A 17,357-nucleotide genomic window follows, 5' to 3' on the forward strand; every position below is an offset into this window, starting at 1 on the left:
TGGCGAAATAAGAATGCTAAATCCGAAGAAATTTTACGCATTCAAAAGAAGGTCAGGGTTGCCTGATGGGGCACTAGTTCTATTAGGCGTCCGGCCCCACCACTGCCGAACGCTTTTTTATTTCTTATTTTCTGTAAAAAGAAGGAAATCAGCCTCACCTCATCGAATAATCACTCACCAAATGTTGGAAGAGAGTGATTCGTGCCGATGAAAAGCGAAGCAGATAAACTTCTGAAGTTAATCCACAAAAAACGCCATGAAGCCTCCCGACTTCTGTTGGCCCGAAAGTTAAATCAGGCAATCCTCGTGTCCCGTGAAGTGGACCAGCTACGAGAAGAGTATTGCCGGTTGAAGTTCGAGGAGCAAGTAAACCGAAGACCTTACCTCCGGAGATATATCGGGAATATGCTTTAGAAAAAGGAAAAGCGTGGCCCATTATCGAAAGGCTCACGCTTCACTTTGTCTACCACTGGGCAAAATAGAGTACGGATAAGTCAATACTGTCCAGAAGGGGAGAAGAGATGCTCACAGTTGACACCGATATCGAACGCATATTTCTCACCGACGTAAAAGAGAAGAAAACCACAGCCTCCGGCATCCGTGGCCGTGCATCCCGACTGGGCCGTGTCAGCAGCATGGTTATGCCGTCCGATCGGATGTCGGGGAAAGATATAGTTATTATTTAACTATTTACTTTCTTTGAATTTTAACCAAGCTAATTCGGCAACTTCTTCTACAGCCTTTACCGAAGGAAACTGTTTACCGAGTCCATAGAATCCTTTTTCGTTAAGATACACTCTTGCAAAGGCACTTCTAGCTTTTTTATTTGTGCAGATTTGAAATGACTTTTCTTTAACCAATAAGTCTACAATCATGTCTCTTTTTTTATTTTCTTCTTCAAGCTTTCTGTGTTTAATCGCCCGAAGTTCCTCAGCAAATTCTTCACAAATTTCCTCTAAAGCACTTTCTGGAACATTCAAATCTTCATACCATTTAGCAATATAATCGAGTGAATATAGTGTTCCGTCTAAAATAAAAAATAGTTCGATTTTAATAGGTGAGGATTGTGAAAGATTTATTATCTCATCATTGTATTTTTGAGCCCTATTACGAATTTTCCTATAATTATTTCCGAAATCATCAGCAGTAATTGTCTCAGTTTCTATTAACCAGGAATCAAGTGCTTCACCATCTAGGATGGAAGAATCTAAAAAAATATATTTTATTCCTGATGTTTTTGCAAAATCTAGAAATAAATCAATTGAGTTTTTCTGAGTTGTATCAATGTCTACACGAGTAAGATTATCATTATCTGTCCAGACGCCCCTTACACATTTTAAACCATGCCGTTCTATGCTCAATTGAACTTCATCTAATTTAGGAAAATCCATCATTCTTTCCCCCTAGCAAAATTGTATAGGATTAGCATTCTACAAGCTTTTACAAAAACCTCTATTGTCGAAACTCGTCGGAACATTTTTCCAGGAAAAGAAAATCTCCCGTCGAATAACTCAGACGGGAGGGAGATTCTGTGGAAGTAATTATCGTACTACTAGTGATTTTCGGCTTATGGTATGTTCTCAAGGGTTCTTCATCTGAGAAAAACAGTTACCCTAAATCGAGGAAAATCAATTCTTCAAACCTGTACACATTCAAGCCAAAAACCAAGTTTCTATGCGACAGCTGTGCCTACGACTACGATAGAGCCTGCCACCATTCCGCTAGGCCAAATGCGAGGCAGTGCCCGGATTATAAAGCAAGGTATTAAATGTTTACCGTGGGGTGAAAACAGATAATGAACCAACAGATAAATCTCGTCGTTCCGTTATCTCTTAAAAAGATGCCTGAGCATCTGCAAATGCTTTACTTGGAGTTAACAAGAAAGTGCCTTGAAGAGTTTCCAAACGTAATAAACTGCCCTAATACCGACAAAAACTTTGCAAGTATCAAAGTACCCCTGGGTAAGAAGAAGAGTGAAATCTTTGTTCAGTTTAAACCAAAGCGTGACAGCGTTGTCATTGAGTTACATATTGACCTCGATAAAGTTATAGACCCTCAAAATCAATGTGAGAGAGTACCAGCAAAAGATTATAGCCATTGGACACGCTTTTGCGTTGAAGAAACAGAGTATGACTTAGAGTATTTCATGGGTTTAATTCGGCAGTCTTACAAAGAGGTGTCGTCAAAACATATGTGATCTTTAATCGGGAGGGTAACTCGGTATATGGAAAATCGTGTTTTTTACTCATGGCAGTCAGATCTACCTAAGGATACTAATCGTTACTTTATTGAAGAATGCATTAAGAGGGCTCTAAAAGAACTTAACGCATCAAAAACTTTTGATATAGAGTTTGCTATAGATAGGGATACTATGGATGTGTCTGGTACTCCGGATATTGCAAGTACCGTATTTTCAAAAATAGAAAAGTCGAAATTATTTATTGCGGATGTTAGTATTATTAATTCTGATTACAGTAAAAGAAAAACACCAAATCCTAACGTTTTAATTGAATTAGGTTACGCAGCAAAAGTTTTAGGTTGGGAGAAAATCATATGTATATTCAATATGGATTTTGGTTCATATGATGATCTTCCTTTTGACATTAAATTTAGAAGGCCACTTCGTTATAGTCTAAATGGTAAAGCTAAGACAGAAGAAAGAAATAAAATAGTTGAAATTATTAAGAATAATATATGTTCTTTGGATTCAAAAGGATTATTATCAATTAAAGAACCGCATTCATATATGGTCCTAGAATCATCTAACTTTTATAATCAAGTAGAAGAGGTTACTAAAAGAATTTTGAGCGAAAGAAAACTTCAGGAAAAGTATTGCTATTCGGATAATAATTTTATCATTGAAGTTTGGGATGACTTAATGTATAGAATTGAAAATAACGAACCAAGTAAAGAAACTGATATCGAATACCATGTTTCCATTGAATTTAACGATGACACATACTCTTATAAAGAATATACAAATCAAACTTGCACAGTCTTTTTTCAATTTGTAGAGAAGTTTAAGCAAATTAACTTTAGTAATAATAAGGTTTATACTGTGTACGAAATAATTTCCCATGGATACAGCCCTTCAAAAAAGAGAGACTATAATGGTTTGATGTCAGAAGTTATTAAACGTCTAAGTAATCATTCGGATTTTAGATAAATCATCTTATTAAACAGATTTACCATTTTACTATTTTTGGACATTTATCTAATCAACGGTTATGCACTAGTCGGGGCGACAGGATACCAACCTGTGGCCTCTTTTCTATTGTTTCATTTCTGGTAGGCAAAGTGAGAGAAGAGGTAAGTCACACATTGACAACTTTCAATAATACCGGGGCTAAATTTAATCTTGAGTGAATAAATATAATTATATTTTTTTAACCGCTTAAATAAAATAACGTGAGATAGGGGGAAGATATGTGCTAAAGAGTGACATGGATATGTTATATAAGAATGCGGTAATGCTATTGAATAATGGTGAGATTAAAACAGGATTACTTCTGGTAGCAGAACTAGCTAAAGACGGTCATGTAGATTCGCAAAGAGGTCTTGGCATAGCATACTTAACTGGGGAATTTGGATTGAAAATTAATTATGAAGACGCAGTATTTTGGTTTGAACAAGCCGCTAAAAAGAATGATCCCATATCGTTATACAATTTAGGTTGTATGTTTTATAATGGTATAGGTTTAGAAAAAAATGAGTTAAAAGCTTTTGATTACTTCTTAAAATCCGCAGATTTCGGATATGTCGATGCTCAACGTGTTGTTGGAGATAGATATTATTATGGTGATATAGTTGAACTTAATCATAATTTAGCAAAAAAATATTATTTGCCCGCAAGTAAACAAGGTGATAAGCATTCTAACTATAAGCTTGGAGTGCTTAAAATGTTTGAAAAAGACGAAAAAGAAGTCTCTTATAATGCTAGTATTGATTATTTTGAAAAGTCAATAACTAACGAAAATAAACATTCGCTTAATGTTTTAATTGGTCTGTTAAAACAATCGAAATCAAAACCGACCAATAGGGAGTGCTGGACCTTAAAGGATTTATTATTAAAATTATCGTCAGAACACAATGACAACTATTATTATAGAGGGCAAACAAAGTTTTACGAACCACCATTACGCCCATCGATGTATAGGTTTGAAAATTCTATTTATCCAATAAAATATAATGGTGACAAACGACTGCGTAAGACAGGTACCGAATTTTATTTTGAAAAAGCCTTTTCAAAAGTCCTGTCTAACTCATATAAAATAAAAAGAATAATGTCTATGTACATAACAAACGCATTAGGTTATACATTCACACAAGCAATGTTTCAGCAAGCAGGGTATACTTCTGAAGGATTGGATGTTACTTCTGATTTATTAATAGCACTATTTTTTTCAACTTATGAATATAAAAACGGAGGTTTTAAACCATATGAAGGAAATAAAGAATCTGTAATATATAGATGGAAATATCTTAAAAAACCAGATCCTAAAGAATCTCTTCAAAAGAACTATTATGAATGTGGAAACTTAATACCAACCTACGAAATTTATAAATCATTCAACACCTGTAATACAGTTTCGGAGTTTTACGAAAGCTTACGTGAATATGCAAATGTAATTAATTGGGGACCCAGCTTTGATTTAGATAATACTATGGGGAACCGCCCTTTTTCATTAATAAAATTGCCCCATAGTTTGCTGAAGAAAAGTAGAGTGATAAAGCAGAAAGCCTCATTGTTACTCGGGGATTGTGTGATTTCTGAGCAAATGAGGGAAAACTTAATTTTGCGAGGAGGAGATCCTCCTCCTGTATACATGGAACACCTTCCTTTTAAGATGGTTCAAGACTTGTCTGAGGAAGGGTTTTGTGAAACTTTTATTTATGAACGTAATAATAAACTTGCTTTAGAACTACTTAATGAATTTAATATCCATCCAAAGGAAATATACGATGAAGATTTAGATAATAACGGAAAAAATGATGATCTTTCTCAAATGCTATTATACGGTTGGATCGAAAATTTGTACGCCCCGTTAACCAGATACGGTGTTTCGGTCAATACTAATAGCCCTGCACCTGATTACGAAATATCTTATACGGAAATGTTATCTTATTTGAATGAATGGCAGGAAATAAAGAAAAAAAACGGTTATCATTTAGAGTTTGATTAAGCATCACGTTGACTCAACGTTGAATCATACCAAATGATAAACAAACACCTTCAAAATGTTTCCAGAGAGTAACGTGATTTCTGTACGTAGTAATAAATCTCCAAAAATCCACGCAAAAAAGCCAAGGACAATCGTCCCTGGCTTTACGTTTATCTCGATATTTCGCCGCTTCAAACACCGTAGGCGTCACAGTAGGCGTCCGTTCCCACCACGGCTCATCACCGAAAAATCTTTATAAACACAGCAAAAAAGCCCACCGGTTAAGGTGAGCTTCGTGTTTGTTAGGATATTACCAGCGGTTGCTGCGAGGCTGGGGTTGGAAGCAGTCACGGCAGTATACCGGTTTGTCACCACGGGGTTGGAAGGGAACGGTAGTTTCCTTGCCACAAGCGGAGCAGGTGACGGGATACATTTGACGTTCTTCCCGATAGCCGCCACGGTTGCTATTGTTGTTTTGAGCTTTCCGAGCAGCCCGGCACTGGGGGCAACGGCCAGGTTCGTTAGTGAAACCTTTTTCGGCGAAGAACTCTTGTTCGGATGCGGTAAATTCAAACTCACAGCCACAATCTTTACAGGTTAAAACTTTGTCTTGAAACATAAAAAAACCTCCTCATAATTTGCCCTTTCTAGGGATATCCGTCAAACCTCCCTAGCCATCTGGCAAACGAGAAGAATAGCGAATCACCGTATTAGGACCACTAGATTAGTATACATGAAAGTGGTCATTTATGCAAGGTGTGAAAAAATATTTTTCATAAAGATTAACTACCAGCAGGGCAGGAGAGAGCGTAGCTCAACAGGTTTTCTCATCTTGGAGTCACTTCAGGTGTCCGTTCTCTCCGATGTTACCTCATTACAAAATCTAAAGAAAACCGCAGCAAAAAAGCCAAGGACATTCGTCCCTGGCTTCACTTATTTCCAAGACTATTTCCACCTCAAACCCCCGCAGGCGTCACACTAGGCGTCAAATCCTATCTGTAGACACTGCCTACCATTATAAAACCCCAGCTAACTCATGGTCGGGGAGACAGGATTCGAACCTGCGGCCTCTTGGTCCCGAACCAAGCACGCTACCAGAGTGCGAGTTTACTTAAGGGCTGTACACCTATTCTAACCCGGTCAGACCGCACCGTCAATGGTTTCTCCGCTAAAACCCACTGGCGTTATAATAGCGTGAAGTTCTCCGTGGCGTCACCCGTAGGCGTCAGTTTGAGGCGTCACCTTATTCTCTGGGTTTTTTCATGGCGAAACCAGCTTTTCTAGAGTTTCACAAGAAGTTTTTTTAGTCAAGAGAACTCCGTTCATTTGAGCGAGGGCTTTGGCCATCTCGTCAACACCGATGTGGTCGAGATAAATGTCGACCGTAGTCTGGATGGTCGTATGTCCCAAGACTTCCTGTACGACCTTCATGGATTTTGTGGCATCCAGAATAAACAGCCCAGCCGTATGCCGTAGGCTATGGAAGGTCGTCTTCGGCAGACCAGCCTTGTCCAACAGCTTCTCAAACATCCGGGTGAACGATGTGGGATCGAGTGGCCGGCCATCATTTGAACAGAACACTAAGTCATAATTAAGGTACTTATCGCCAGCAATTTCTTTATCCTGTTCGACGCTGAGTTTATGTTTATGTAGGTCTATCATTAAATCGGCTGGTATCGGTAGAGGACGCTTACTTCGCTGGGTCTTCGGTGTCTGGAAGATAAGATGCGTCTTCTTTCCTTTATCATCGGGTTTCTGAATACGCTGCAAGGTCTGCCGGATGTACAATATCCGCCGTTCAAAATCGATGTCTTGCCAGCGGAGGCCCAACAGTTCCCCTCGACGTAAGCCCAACCGTAACTCCAATAGAAAAGCAGCGTACAATCTGTGGTCCTCAATGGACTTCAAGAACTGCCGGACTTCCTCCAACTTTAAAGGACGGATTTCCGGCTTTACTTTTTTGGGCAGTTTCACAGCGTCAGCAGGGTTCTTCAATAACTTGCCTTCCTTGATGGCTTGTTCGAAGGCACCGGAAATAACGTTATGGATGTGGCGGATAGTTCTGGGGGCTAGGGATCTGCCGTTGTCAGCTCTGGGTTTCATTTTTGCGTTGTACATCAGTTGGATATCGGAGGTCTGGATTTTCTGAAGAGCCAGCGATCCCAGTGTAGGGATGATGTGGACTCTGGTCATCGTTTCGTACTGGGAATATGTCGTAGGCTTCACGTTTGGCTCGATACATTCAGCCAACCAATAGGTCATCCATTCCTTCAAGGTCATCCTCGTAGGCTCTACAAAATTACCGGTAATGATCTGTGCCTTCGCTGCTATCATCTTGTTGTAGGCTTCTTCGTGAGATTTACCGAGATAGTTGTAGCGTTTTTTGTTGCCAGTGGCGGGGTCAGTGTGGAAGAAACGGGCTTCCCATCGACCGTCTTTCCGTTGGTATACGTTGCCTTCTCCGTTGGTGCGTTTGGTCATGAGTGGTCCACCTTCCCGATGTTAATGAGGGGTCAGTGGACAGTGTTGATTGAGTGGGGGAGAGGAGTCAAGTGGGTTTGGGAGTATATTGCTAGAGACAAATAAACTTGTTTTCTACTAGATATGCACTAGACGACTCATTGAAGAAGTTGTATGCTTAAACCACTAAGGGAGGTGTTAGTTATCCCAAACGCTTGGTTAGTACGCCCTAATCCACAGGGTTATGACCGCATGAAAGAATTTCAAAAGCAAAACATCGTAGCAATTGGTTGGCCAGGAATCGGAGACCTCACTAATCTTAGTCAAGAAGATATTAGGCAAAAATTAGGTAATCCACCCTATAACTACTCAAGCCTCGAATTAGGAAATACCTATGCGATAATAGACATTTTTGTTAACCAGATGTCTATCGGAGACTATGTTTTAGTTCCTCATGGCCATAGTATTTATTTTGCAAAAATAGAGAGCGAATATCTGTTTAATAAGGACGAAGACAACGAGGACGATGGATACCCACACCAACGAAAAGTTACATGGCTGTCCGAGCGTATACCTCGCTCAACATTACCTGATTCGTTGCGAAACGCACTAAAAATTCACCGCTCAGCAGCGAACTTAACCAAGTATTTTAACGAAATTTTTTCCATGGCCAACGGGGAGGAAATACCGCAGAAATCTAATTTGACAAACGAGCTTCTGAAAGTCGAGTACCCTTTACGCCCAGATCTGATTGTAACTATAGAAGTACCTAAAAACATAACGAGAACCGAGTCGATAAGGCTATCTGAATTCGTAAAAACTCTATACTTTGAAAACGATAAGTAAGATGGAGGTTATTTATTATGAGTTTTGAGAGCGGACAAATTGAGTTGGACGAAGTGGTAAGAGCTTTTCACATAGTGTGGGGAGAATATCCGGGGAATGTACTACTTGTCCGTAAAGACCGAACCGTAGTTGCCGTTAACAAAATGCTCGAAAAGGCAGGGGGTACCGTTGGGAGTAAATGTTATTCTAAAAACGGAAGCCTGTGCCCGTGGTGTAAAGCAAATGAAATGTTTAAGAAAAAAGTTGCCGTACGTGAAGTAACGAAAGCACACGGCTTAGTGTTTGATAGTTTTTGGATACCGACTCCAATAGAAGAACTTTATATACATTTTGGTAATGATATTACCCAATGGGTCAAACCAGAATTACTATAAAAAACCTTCATTTGATTTAGTATCACGGTGATGATTAGTCGGTAAGTTTGTTCGGTAGACCTTAAGGGGGGCAATATGGTTCAGAGCCTAGTCTTAATGGAAATTAACTGACGAAGAAGAATGAACGTATAACAAAAAAGCAATCTAGTCATGATAAGGTAAGAATAATTCAAGCTAGGAGAAGTACTTACCGTGAGTATCTTTGGATTAACAAAGGGAACAGACTTTGAAAAAGAAATAGAGCAGTATCAAAACGTCGAAGCTCAGGGTTGAAGTTGTTGCAAAAGATGAAGCTGTTCACGGAGAAAGATTGAAATACCTATTGGAGAAAAACCGAAAATAAATTGTTTTTCAAAGCGATCTCGCTGCCACATCCGGTGAGGTCGTTTTTTTATTGCTTAATAATTACCTAAAATCCTCATATTCCACATAAGACCGCTGTAATTGCCCATGTTTGATTGGACCCCCATCTGGTATGAATGGTATAGCCAATCGTTTTCAATGGCATACAGGGCATTCTGTAGTGTCGGGTTTGAAGGGTGAAGGAAATAATTAGGTGAAATAGCCGATGTTCAAGTGTTAGCCGATCAATTGCCGGTCAGAATAACAGTAAACCGCCCTTCTTCACGGTCTACCCGATAACACATTAAAGGGAGGCCAGTGGGGAGGGGCGGTTTGTTTTTTAAGTAGGCTGGCTTTTTGTTTTGAGCTCTACTGCTTTGTGCCTATCGCAAGAGCGAAGTGTCTTTTCAAGACTTTTTCTATAATAAGTATCTCCTCTTTTTCACACTTGATTATTAGAACTACCTCTGCTTGTCTTCCTTTTGTGATAGCGGTTTTAGTCTTCCGAAAATAAATAAAGTACTTTATCGCAAATCCAACGGCAAACCCTAAGCCGAGGCCGATCAGTCCCCAGATAATTGGCCCCCATTTCCATAAGAACCCCCATAGTACCCCGAATAGCATGAAAATAGTACCAAGGATTGAGGCTACGTCAAACATACTTTGTCCATCGGCACCATGGATACTGTCCAAAAGTTGTATTTCAGGAGTTATTTTTTTAACAGGTATAGCACAAATACTGTCTTTTTCAATCCCATTCTGTTTAAGATCCGTAATTGCTAACTCTAGAAAATTCGAGTGGTCGAAGGTAGCCACTACGTGCAAGGAAGTTCCCCCTAAACCGGCATATCGAAATTGGGGTGTTGGTATTCACGCTCCAAGAACTTTGCCTGCTCTTTTTCATAGAGACGATTATACTCGACGGTATTTACATAAACATCGTATAGTGCAAACCCGAGAATCGACGGCATGTATACAAGATATTCGATATCAACGACGGCCTTCGCCGCCTCGAAATTACCAAATGCGGTAAGTTGGACGCAGGGAAGTAAATTTGATAGATACACAATCGCAATCCACCAAACTAATAGGAAGAAGCCCGTTGGAATCCTGTGGGTATATAGATGACCAAGCCCTGGAGTAAGTAATGTCCACGCAACACTTACCCAGGGTACTCGCTTATCTAAAATGTTTATCTCGTAAAATGAGTAACTTACGGGTCTAATGATCTCTCCATTTCTTTCTGCCAAAGCGTTAAGCCGATTTAGTTCTAAAGTTAAGCAGTAACAACTCCAGACTCCGTATACAAACACTGGTGCGTAAAGAAGCAACCATTTATTATTGACTGCTTCCTTAGCCAACTCATATTGTCCTGTAAACGAATAAAAGATGGCCAGATTGATTTTGGCATTTGAATTTACGACCATTTCCCAAATGAACAAAAGAAAGCCGACGACATAACTGCCAAGACTGATATGACCAAAGCCAGGAAATGCCGCTGACCACCATGCCATCGTATAGGGGTTTCGAGCGTGAACAAAGTTTGTGGCTAGAGAAGATATCATCCCTTTAGGTTTTCGACTTTGTTGCTTTGCTTGCTGAGCCATACTTTTTCCTCTCATAGCCAATTTGTGCTCTTATTATTGCCAAAAAGAAGAGCAATATTTCTAAATAAAACCTATATCCACTTTAAGGCCGCTATAATGGCCCACGTGCGATTGGACCTCGAACGATCGTTTTCGAAGGCACACAGGGCATTCTACGGGGGCGGGTTTGAAGAGCGTAGGAAATAATTAGGCAAAATATGACGCTTAGAAGCTAATCTGTTGAATTACCGGTCAGAATAACAGTGAACCGCCCCTTCTTCACAGTCTACCCGATAAGCACGTTATTGGGTGGCTAGTGGGGAGGGGCGGTTGTTATTCGAGATCATTAAGAATTTTTCTCGCTACTTTTACCCGTAATTTTTAGAATCCCTTCGAGTAGCCATCTATGACTAACGCCAATCAAAACGTATAAAGGAAAGGAGTAGCTGTACTTCCAGTTAATCGGCATATAAATGCCTATTATATTTAGAATTGGTTCAGCTATCCAAGCATAGATAGCTGCCATTATTATCAATGCGATAATGTACGATTTCCAAGATTTTTTCTCCTGATATATCAGCATAAAAGTTATAGGTATTACCGTGTAGTTAATCGGGACCAGTTGAGGATAAAGCGGAAAGGTCTTATATGGATAATACCATAATAATAGTTCGCTTCCCAATTCGTCCATCCAAGATGCCGTCGCTAATACGAACATCCCGAGTAGACATATTTCAGTGAGTCTCTTTTTATCAACGAAACGCCACCAAAAAATCCATGGTACTAGCATGAGAGCGATCAACAGCCACCATCGCCACGACCCAAGCACTTCAGAATTCCAAGCTTCAATTCGAGCCTTACTAAACACCTCATGCATTAGAACAAGGTTAAGTAATGAGTTCGGAATATCTGTCATAAAACTACTCCATAGAAGTTAATGGGATATCCCTCATTCAGTTTTTCCTAATTCCCGCCATTTAAATCGTTAGAACGTCAAAACAATAAAATCCCCCTAAAAACCCCTATCTAGCACCAAACCCGTTATATCGCCCCACGTCCAATTCGACACCCATTCTGTATGAATGGTATAGCCGATCGTTTTCGAAGGCACACAGGGCATTCTGTGGCGTCGGTTTTTAAAGAGTGGAGGAAATAATTAGGTGAAATACGATGCTAAGGTGTTAAACTGTTGAATTGCCGGTCAGAATAAAAGAATAACCGCCCTTCCTCACGGTCTACCTTGTACTCCTTTCGAGCGAGGCCAGTGGGGAGGGGCGGTTGTCTGTCATTGGATAAACAATGGAGATAGTATTAGAAAGAATGCCGACCTAAAGATAGGACCGGAGGGTTCCAAATAAGATGGTTTGCTCGTTCAATTAAGTTAAACATCCGGGAGATTGAATAGTTTGTAGAATAAATTAGCACAATTCAACAGAATTTAGAATGCTCTTCAATAAGCGGAACTAAAACAAGTCCTCTTTAATAGGTTCTAGTAGTGTTCCGTCTAAAAAATGATATTTAACATTTTCTTTGGATTGCCAGAACGATTTTTTGATTCTGCTAATCATTTCATTCCTTTTTCTTAGTCCAGGTAGTATCACTTTTTCAGAACGTCTCCCTATTAAAAGGATACTCCAACCGTTAAGAACACCATTATAATAGTCGGAATCTTCTTCTTTATAATCTTCAAGCGTTATCATTTCATCATCAGTTAGCTTTCTAGGGGCTATAAAACAGTAGATGCAGTAGTCAACTCCTTGATAGGTTGTTTTACCATGCTCGTTTAGTTCAAAAAGCCAAAAACCATCTTGTTGATGTTCAAACTTCCCGACCATATTCTTCTTCTTGCCCCATATTTCTCTCCTTGAAGAAAAGATGCCTAGTTTAGGATGTATAAGTACTGGATCTTGAGCAGCTATAGCAGCTAATGAATTCGAACATTCAGACGTTGTTTTTGCTCTCTGTGATAGACTTTTGGTTGAAAAGTCCTGTATTCTTTGAAATAATCGTTCAGGTATAATTGGCCATAAATTGGAAATCAAATCATATTCTCCGTATAGTTCATCCCAACTATCTGCCTTGATAGCTATAGGAAAAATGACTAGATTACTGTATCGTTGAACAATCTTTACTGGTTCAAATGTTTTCGAATGTACTTTTACAGTGTTGTTACTTACATCAATTCTTTCTGAGTGTATCAATTTCCCTAAAACCAGTAACTGGGAAGTCGAACACAAGTTGTTAAAAATGAAATTGTAAAGTTCAACTTCAGGTTTAGTAATAAATTCCCTTACCGAAATATCGTATTTTGTTAAATTTACAATATCTTGTAGAGTCAAATAGGTTTCGTCGGAACCTACAAGATTTTTAAGTATTATTGGACTCAAACTACTGAACTTATTTAATATATAATCCCATGTCATACCTGCCTCTTTAGAACTTAAATCAATATTATACATCTTGAAATGTTTATCTAACTCATAGACGATTTTCTTACCAACAATTTCGGGTAAGAGATTCAATTTCTGATTTAGAGATTCAGGCATCAAGGTAATATTATGTCTATCTACAGAAAGAATTGGCCGATCAGTACCCATAAAGTTAATTATGCCATTTGATAGTACATCTCTTTTTGCATCAAACATTGCATCAGAATAGAAATTGCTATTAACGAAAATACCGTCTACAAGCACAGGGTGAGCTTTATTGTAAATATTCTTTGGAAAGTTTAATATTCGCCAGTCGTCAACGGGAATACCGGGTTTAGGTAAGCTTAAACTAAAGACATAATCAATTCCTTCATAATTTACATTAATTACATTGGTTTCAATATAGTCCTTGCACTTAAGAAAATCTGCGGTCGGATTATAACCGTCAGAAAAATACGTTAAACCTGAATACAACTGATAGACTTGATCTTCTAAGATCGAATAATTAAATGGTGTAGCCCATGGAATTAGTTTCTCCGTAGCATTATTTGAAAATCTGATGATTAAATCAATATTGCTAGGTACTTTCCCAACTGTTTCTAAAATTAATTTATAAAGATTTTGATTCCACAATGCATAAGTTTCTTTGTTATTCTCTACGAATTCGTTAGAATCACATCCGTGAATTACCGTACAGAGATTATCAAGGAATATATTGTTAATAGAGTCTGGCTCACTAAGAAATACTTTTACGAGAGTACCATGTGAACCTATAATTTCCAAGTCTAATGGATCTGGTTTCATAAAATAGAAGTGTTCATGAGGACCATCAATAGAGAATCTAATAGCTTCACTAATTTTGGAATTGTCATCAGCTGGCCTCGTAGTAATCTCTATCTTATCGCCGAGCATAAAACAGGATAATATTCCGATACCAAATTGTGAAGTAGGCGTATAACTATCTTTCCATGTAGCGACTCTTCGATTAAACTCTCTTGATTTATAATAAGAGTTTCCTATTTTCATAAGGTAGTTCTCAATGATATGTAGGTTCATCCCTAAACCGTTATCTAAACAATAGAGATAAGATCTATTTATTCCATTAACCTCACATTCGCCGAGGCCAAACTCGATTTTACCCGTCATATTAGTAGAGCGACTTTCATATGAAAAGATCATGTTTCTACATGCGTCAAGTGAATTTTGATATAGTTCCCGTAAGCATAAATATTTATCTTTATATAATCCTACCCCCATTAATAGTTCAATTATTCTCTTTTGATTTAATGTGAAACACAATCCACTAGGCTTAAACTTATCTTCATCATACTTGATTTGCGATCTGTCAACTTTTTCTGCAATTGGTAGCTTGTACTTTTCTGCGAACTTACGTGTAGATAATGAATAATCTAATGAAAATATGAGTTTTTTATAATTATTTAGTTCATCATCAATCCAGTTCATGTATTCGAGAAGAAAGTAATACATGTTAGGTTCATCACAAAAAGCTCTAAAAGTAATTTTAACCTTACCGTCAGAATCAATTTCTCCTATGGAATAGTTTAATCCTTGAAATTTAGCAATCCAGTGTTTAAGACTTTCCTTTGAACGTATCGGCTTTTCAGAAAATAATGACTTAGGAGCTCTATCCACGCTAAAGTGAATTATATCAGCTATTCGTAGAATCAAGGATACGAATTGTAGATTCGCACATCCATCCCCGAAGTAGCTAGCTTGAACGTTTAATGCGGATATATATTCAAACGCCTCGCCGTGAGACCTACAAACTTTTGCAAGATCATAAGCTAAGGCTTTTCCCCAAGATCCGTCAAGATATTCCTCAAATAGCGAACTTAGGTTTTTCACATATTTTTCAATCCGACTATGATGAGTAGTACGTACAAACTCATATCGTATAAGATCGTTCAGTTCAAGATATCCAGCAATATCAGAACGTAGTTTTGTTTCTTTTAATTCTTCTGTAAATCCATTTCTAAATTCTTGATATTCAATGAGTCTGCCCGCTAAATCTTTGATTAGTTCAGACTCGTTACTTGGACAAAAAATAAAGTTCCTTATTTTCGCAAAGTTCTCATACAAATTATCTTTTCTTTCATTAATTATTTTTATAGCAGTTGATATAGAATAGGGAGACTTAAAATCGTTTTTTAATGGTTTTTCAATTTCAAGATTTGTAAATCCATCCGAACCTTCGGTCAGCTTTAATAGCTTCAGTTCCCAATTAGGTAAAGCCATTGCACAATCATGAAGGTATGCTGATAAATACAACATGAATAACTCATAACTTGAAAGATTCTTTAAGACATCTTTTGTAATGAGACTTGTCATATTTTCTAGAATCCGTATGCTATGTGATTCATCGTGTAAATCAAATTCAGGTAGCTGGGCGATTATTAGTTTAAGATGTTCCTTTGATGCATCTACAACTTTGTTAGCCAGTAAAAGTAATTTAGTTTCAATACACTTGGTTTCTAGTCGAGCACTTCTGTCTCTTAATTCTTCGATAATTAGCATCGTTGATTCACCTCGTTACGTTTCTAGGTTGTTTCCGCTAGCGGTAAACAAAAGTTATCTGAATTATATATATCTTACTTCTGAAAGAAGTATTTTACAATAGTTAAATTATATTCCTAAATTTAACTCACAGCCCCGCTACCTAACTATAAAGTTACACGTCAAGGGAATAGATCCAATGAAGTCATGTAGGTCAATCGAAACTCGGTGAGAAAAAGGTATTTGCGACTTATAGAGTAGAGTTCGTGGATGGTCAGATCGCCGAAAAATAGGATTACACCTCTTGCGATTACGTCAAAAAAAGCAGTTTAGCAATACCGCTAGACTGCTTTTCCTTATAGGTTGGAGCCATAATGGTTAGTCTAATTGGATTACGTCTACCTGTGACCGTCGCTCTTCGAGATACGAGATAATTCTTTCCTCCGGTTTAATAACGAACATCCATGTGAGGAAGGTAATCAATGCCAGGAGCATCAGCGGAAAACCAACAGTCTCTAAGTGAAACAAGAACCCTATCCCATCGTGAATAAAATGGGCAATAATCAAGGGAATAATGCTTCTAAACAACAGAAAGAAAACAAAGTACGGAATAGCTCCGACGAAGACTGGAATAGTATAAGCCAAGGAATAATGGATGGCATGGAATAGGCCAAAGATAAGAGCGGCTAATACAACGGCTACTGGAGTTCGATAGTTGTTTGGTAAGGGTAGCAGAGAAGCAATTCCTAGAAAGATTATTACTTTCATTAGTTCTTCGCCAATAGCGATAAACGGTAGCAACAATAGGTTGTATTGAATAAACACCTCTAATGGTGTTCTCTTTACTATAAATGGAGTTAGACTAACGGCATCAGAGTCGAAACCTAATAAACTTAAAGTTAGTGATAGGATGAATAGAACCAACAGAGATAAGCCAGCAAGTACATTACTTGTAATTAGAATGGCTAATGCAATCTGAAACATATTTTTCCAAGATTCCCGAACGATAAAGTATGGTCGTAGGGTCGACTTTGCAAAGATAAGAGCAAAAATTACAGGCGTCAAACAGAAAACTAGACCATTAATAAATGGAATATAGGAAAAAGTTGACGAAGCGGCAAAATATAGAAGGGGTATTAGGTATAGAAATAATAAAGCTTTTCGCTTGGAAGGCACGGTATATTCTATAGAAAACATTTACTTCTCCTGCCTTTGTTTAGCTAAAATGTTCTTAAATCAAGCAGGATTAGTATTAACAATCCCAAGATAGTAAATACAGAAATTTGAGTGACTAGAGGGAGTAATTGTTCTTGTTAGTTAAAATCACCATCGAGCTTGGTTATTCGGTTGGTTATCCTGAAACTTAAGGAGGTGATTACTATCTTCGAGAGATGGAGGGAAAATCGCAGACAACGTGCTCAAAAGAGAGTAGCTGAATTCCGTGACGCTGAAAACTATTACGAGTCTGTAGTCATAAATCTTCAAGACTTATTAGACAAGGTAAAGGCAACTGGGATAGAAATTCCTAAAGATGTCGATCACTTCTTGAAGATAAAGATGGCTGAGGCTAAGGACAGTGCACGTTTTATTAAGATTAATCGTGAAAAAATTAAACTTCACTAGATTAACTAGCGGTCTTGTCTT

The 17,357-nt window shown here is 38.2% G+C and carries 15 protein-coding genes; 7 read left to right on the forward strand and 8 right to left on the reverse strand.

The features are described 5' to 3' along the window. Nucleotides 1-201: 201 nt before the first annotated feature. Nucleotides 202-414 (forward strand): hypothetical protein, encoded by a 213-nt coding sequence (locus H1S01_RS17520; protein ID WP_188041689.1) that lies wholly within the window; start codon nt 202-204, stop codon nt 412-414. A gap of 107 nt (nt 415-521) precedes the next feature. Beyond that, nucleotides 522-686: a hypothetical protein gene (locus H1S01_RS17525; protein WP_188041690.1), complete on the forward strand. Its 165-nt coding sequence runs from the start codon at nt 522-524 to the stop codon at nt 684-686. Here the strand turns inward: H1S01_RS17525 and H1S01_RS17530 are convergent, their stop codons facing one another. Then, nucleotides 687-1,391: a hypothetical protein gene (locus H1S01_RS17530; RefSeq protein ID WP_188041691.1), complete on the reverse strand. Its 705-nt coding sequence runs from the start codon at nt 1,389-1,391 to the stop codon at nt 687-689. 404 nt (nt 1,392-1,795) lie between these two features. Between H1S01_RS17530 and H1S01_RS17535 the strand changes: the two genes are divergently transcribed. The 3 genes from H1S01_RS17535 (at nt 1,796) to H1S01_RS17545 (ending at nt 5,183) form a co-directional block, all read left to right on the forward strand. Beyond that, complete coding sequence (locus tag H1S01_RS17535) at nt 1,796-2,197, forward strand: hypothetical protein (protein ID WP_188041692.1); 402 nt, start codon at nt 1,796-1,798, stop codon at nt 2,195-2,197. A gap of 27 nt (nt 2,198-2,224) precedes the next feature. Continuing rightward, the gene (locus H1S01_RS17540) at nt 2,225-3,166 is read left to right on the forward strand and encodes a hypothetical protein (protein WP_188041693.1); all 942 of its coding nucleotides are present in this window, start codon (nt 2,225-2,227) and stop codon (nt 3,164-3,166) included. Nucleotides 3,167-3,428: 262 nt separating this feature from the next. Next, nucleotides 3,429-5,183, forward strand: coding sequence for an FRG domain-containing protein (locus H1S01_RS17545; protein ID WP_188041694.1), 1,755 nt, complete (start codon nt 3,429-3,431; stop codon nt 5,181-5,183). A gap of 289 nt (nt 5,184-5,472) precedes the next feature. Here H1S01_RS17545 and H1S01_RS17550 read toward each other — a convergent pair whose 3' ends face one another. Both H1S01_RS17550 and H1S01_RS17555 read right to left on the reverse strand, forming a co-directional pair. Continuing rightward, the gene (locus H1S01_RS17550) at nt 5,473-5,781 is read right to left on the reverse strand and encodes a zinc-ribbon domain containing protein (RefSeq protein WP_188041695.1); all 309 of its coding nucleotides are present in this window, start codon (nt 5,779-5,781) and stop codon (nt 5,473-5,475) included. Nucleotides 5,782-6,422: 641 nt separating this feature from the next. Beyond that, nucleotides 6,423-7,643 carry a tyrosine-type recombinase/integrase gene (locus H1S01_RS17555; protein ID WP_188041696.1) on the reverse strand — a complete coding sequence of 407 codons (1,221 nt, stop codon included), beginning with the start codon at nt 7,641-7,643 and terminating at the stop codon, nt 6,423-6,425. A gap of 231 nt (nt 7,644-7,874) precedes the next feature. On the opposite strand from H1S01_RS17555, the gene H1S01_RS17560 reads away from it, so the two are divergent. Together H1S01_RS17560 and H1S01_RS17565 are read left to right on the forward strand one after the other, a co-directional pair. Next, complete coding sequence (locus tag H1S01_RS17560; RefSeq protein ID WP_188041697.1) at nt 7,875-8,468, forward strand: hypothetical protein; 594 nt, start codon at nt 7,875-7,877, stop codon at nt 8,466-8,468. 17 nt (nt 8,469-8,485) lie between these two features. After that, a complete protein-coding gene (locus H1S01_RS17565) occupies nt 8,486-8,842 on the forward strand; it encodes a hypothetical protein (RefSeq protein WP_188041698.1) in 357 nt (118 codons plus the stop codon). A 711-nt stretch (nt 8,843-9,553) separates the two neighbouring features. Here the strand turns inward: H1S01_RS17565 and H1S01_RS17570 are convergent. The 5 genes from H1S01_RS17570 to H1S01_RS17590 all read right to left on the reverse strand — a co-directional run bounded on the left by H1S01_RS17570 (nt 9,554) and on the right by H1S01_RS17590 (nt 16,910). Further along, complete coding sequence (locus H1S01_RS17570) at nt 9,554-10,009, reverse strand: hypothetical protein (protein ID WP_188041699.1); 456 nt, start codon at nt 10,007-10,009, stop codon at nt 9,554-9,556. An 11-nt stretch (nt 10,010-10,020) separates the two neighbouring features. After that, nucleotides 10,021-10,791, reverse strand: a complete 771-nt coding sequence (locus H1S01_RS17575) for a hypothetical protein (protein ID WP_188041700.1) — start codon at nt 10,789-10,791, stop codon at nt 10,021-10,023. Between the two features lie 325 nt (nt 10,792-11,116). After that, nucleotides 11,117-11,686 (reverse strand): CBO0543 family protein, encoded by a 570-nt coding sequence (locus H1S01_RS17580; RefSeq protein ID WP_188041701.1) that lies wholly within the window; start codon nt 11,684-11,686, stop codon nt 11,117-11,119. Between the two features lie 547 nt (nt 11,687-12,233). After that, entirely contained in the window at nt 12,234-15,734 is a 3,501-nt protein-coding gene (locus H1S01_RS17585) for an HD domain-containing protein (protein ID WP_188041702.1), read from the reverse strand. A gap of 357 nt (nt 15,735-16,091) precedes the next feature. Next, nucleotides 16,092-16,910 (reverse strand): CPBP family intramembrane glutamic endopeptidase, encoded by an 819-nt coding sequence (locus H1S01_RS17590; RefSeq protein WP_188041703.1) that lies wholly within the window; start codon nt 16,908-16,910, stop codon nt 16,092-16,094. Nucleotides 16,911-17,357 lie beyond the last annotated feature (447 nt).

It is taken from the genome of Heliobacterium chlorum (assembly GCF_014502795.1).
GTDB lineage: Bacteria > Bacillota > Desulfitobacteriia > Heliobacteriales > Heliobacteriaceae > Heliobacterium > Heliobacterium chlorum.

What these genes read in the sequence shown, in the direction of transcription:
- H1S01_RS17560 (WP_188041697.1), top strand. Translation starts at nt 7,875, where the DNA reads ATGAAAGAATTTCAAAAGCAAAACATCGTAGCAATTGGTTGGCCAGGA.
- H1S01_RS17585 (WP_188041702.1), bottom strand. Translation starts at nt 15,734, where the DNA reads ATGCTAATTATCGAAGAATTAAGAGACAGAAGTGCTCGACTAGAAACC.
- H1S01_RS17565 (WP_188041698.1), top strand. Translation starts at nt 8,486, where the DNA reads ATGAGTTTTGAGAGCGGACAAATTGAGTTGGACGAAGTGGTAAGAGCT.
- H1S01_RS17580 (WP_188041701.1), bottom strand. Translation starts at nt 11,686, where the DNA reads ATGACAGATATTCCGAACTCATTACTTAACCTTGTTCTAATGCATGAG.
- H1S01_RS17575 (WP_188041700.1), bottom strand. Translation starts at nt 10,791, where the DNA reads ATGGCTCAGCAAGCAAAGCAACAAAGTCGAAAACCTAAAGGGATGATA.
- H1S01_RS17525 (WP_188041690.1), top strand. Translation starts at nt 522, where the DNA reads ATGCTCACAGTTGACACCGATATCGAACGCATATTTCTCACCGACGTA.
- H1S01_RS17535 (WP_188041692.1), top strand. Translation starts at nt 1,796, where the DNA reads ATGAACCAACAGATAAATCTCGTCGTTCCGTTATCTCTTAAAAAGATG.
- H1S01_RS17540 (WP_188041693.1), top strand. Translation starts at nt 2,225, where the DNA reads ATGGAAAATCGTGTTTTTTACTCATGGCAGTCAGATCTACCTAAGGAT.
- H1S01_RS17530 (WP_188041691.1), bottom strand. Translation starts at nt 1,391, where the DNA reads ATGGATTTTCCTAAATTAGATGAAGTTCAATTGAGCATAGAACGGCAT.
- H1S01_RS17555 (WP_188041696.1), bottom strand. Translation starts at nt 7,643, where the DNA reads ATGACCAAACGCACCAACGGAGAAGGCAACGTATACCAACGGAAAGAC.
- H1S01_RS17550 (WP_188041695.1), bottom strand. Translation starts at nt 5,781, where the DNA reads ATGTTTCAAGACAAAGTTTTAACCTGTAAAGATTGTGGCTGTGAGTTT.
- H1S01_RS17590 (WP_188041703.1), bottom strand. Translation starts at nt 16,910, where the DNA reads ATGTTTTCTATAGAATATACCGTGCCTTCCAAGCGAAAAGCTTTATTA.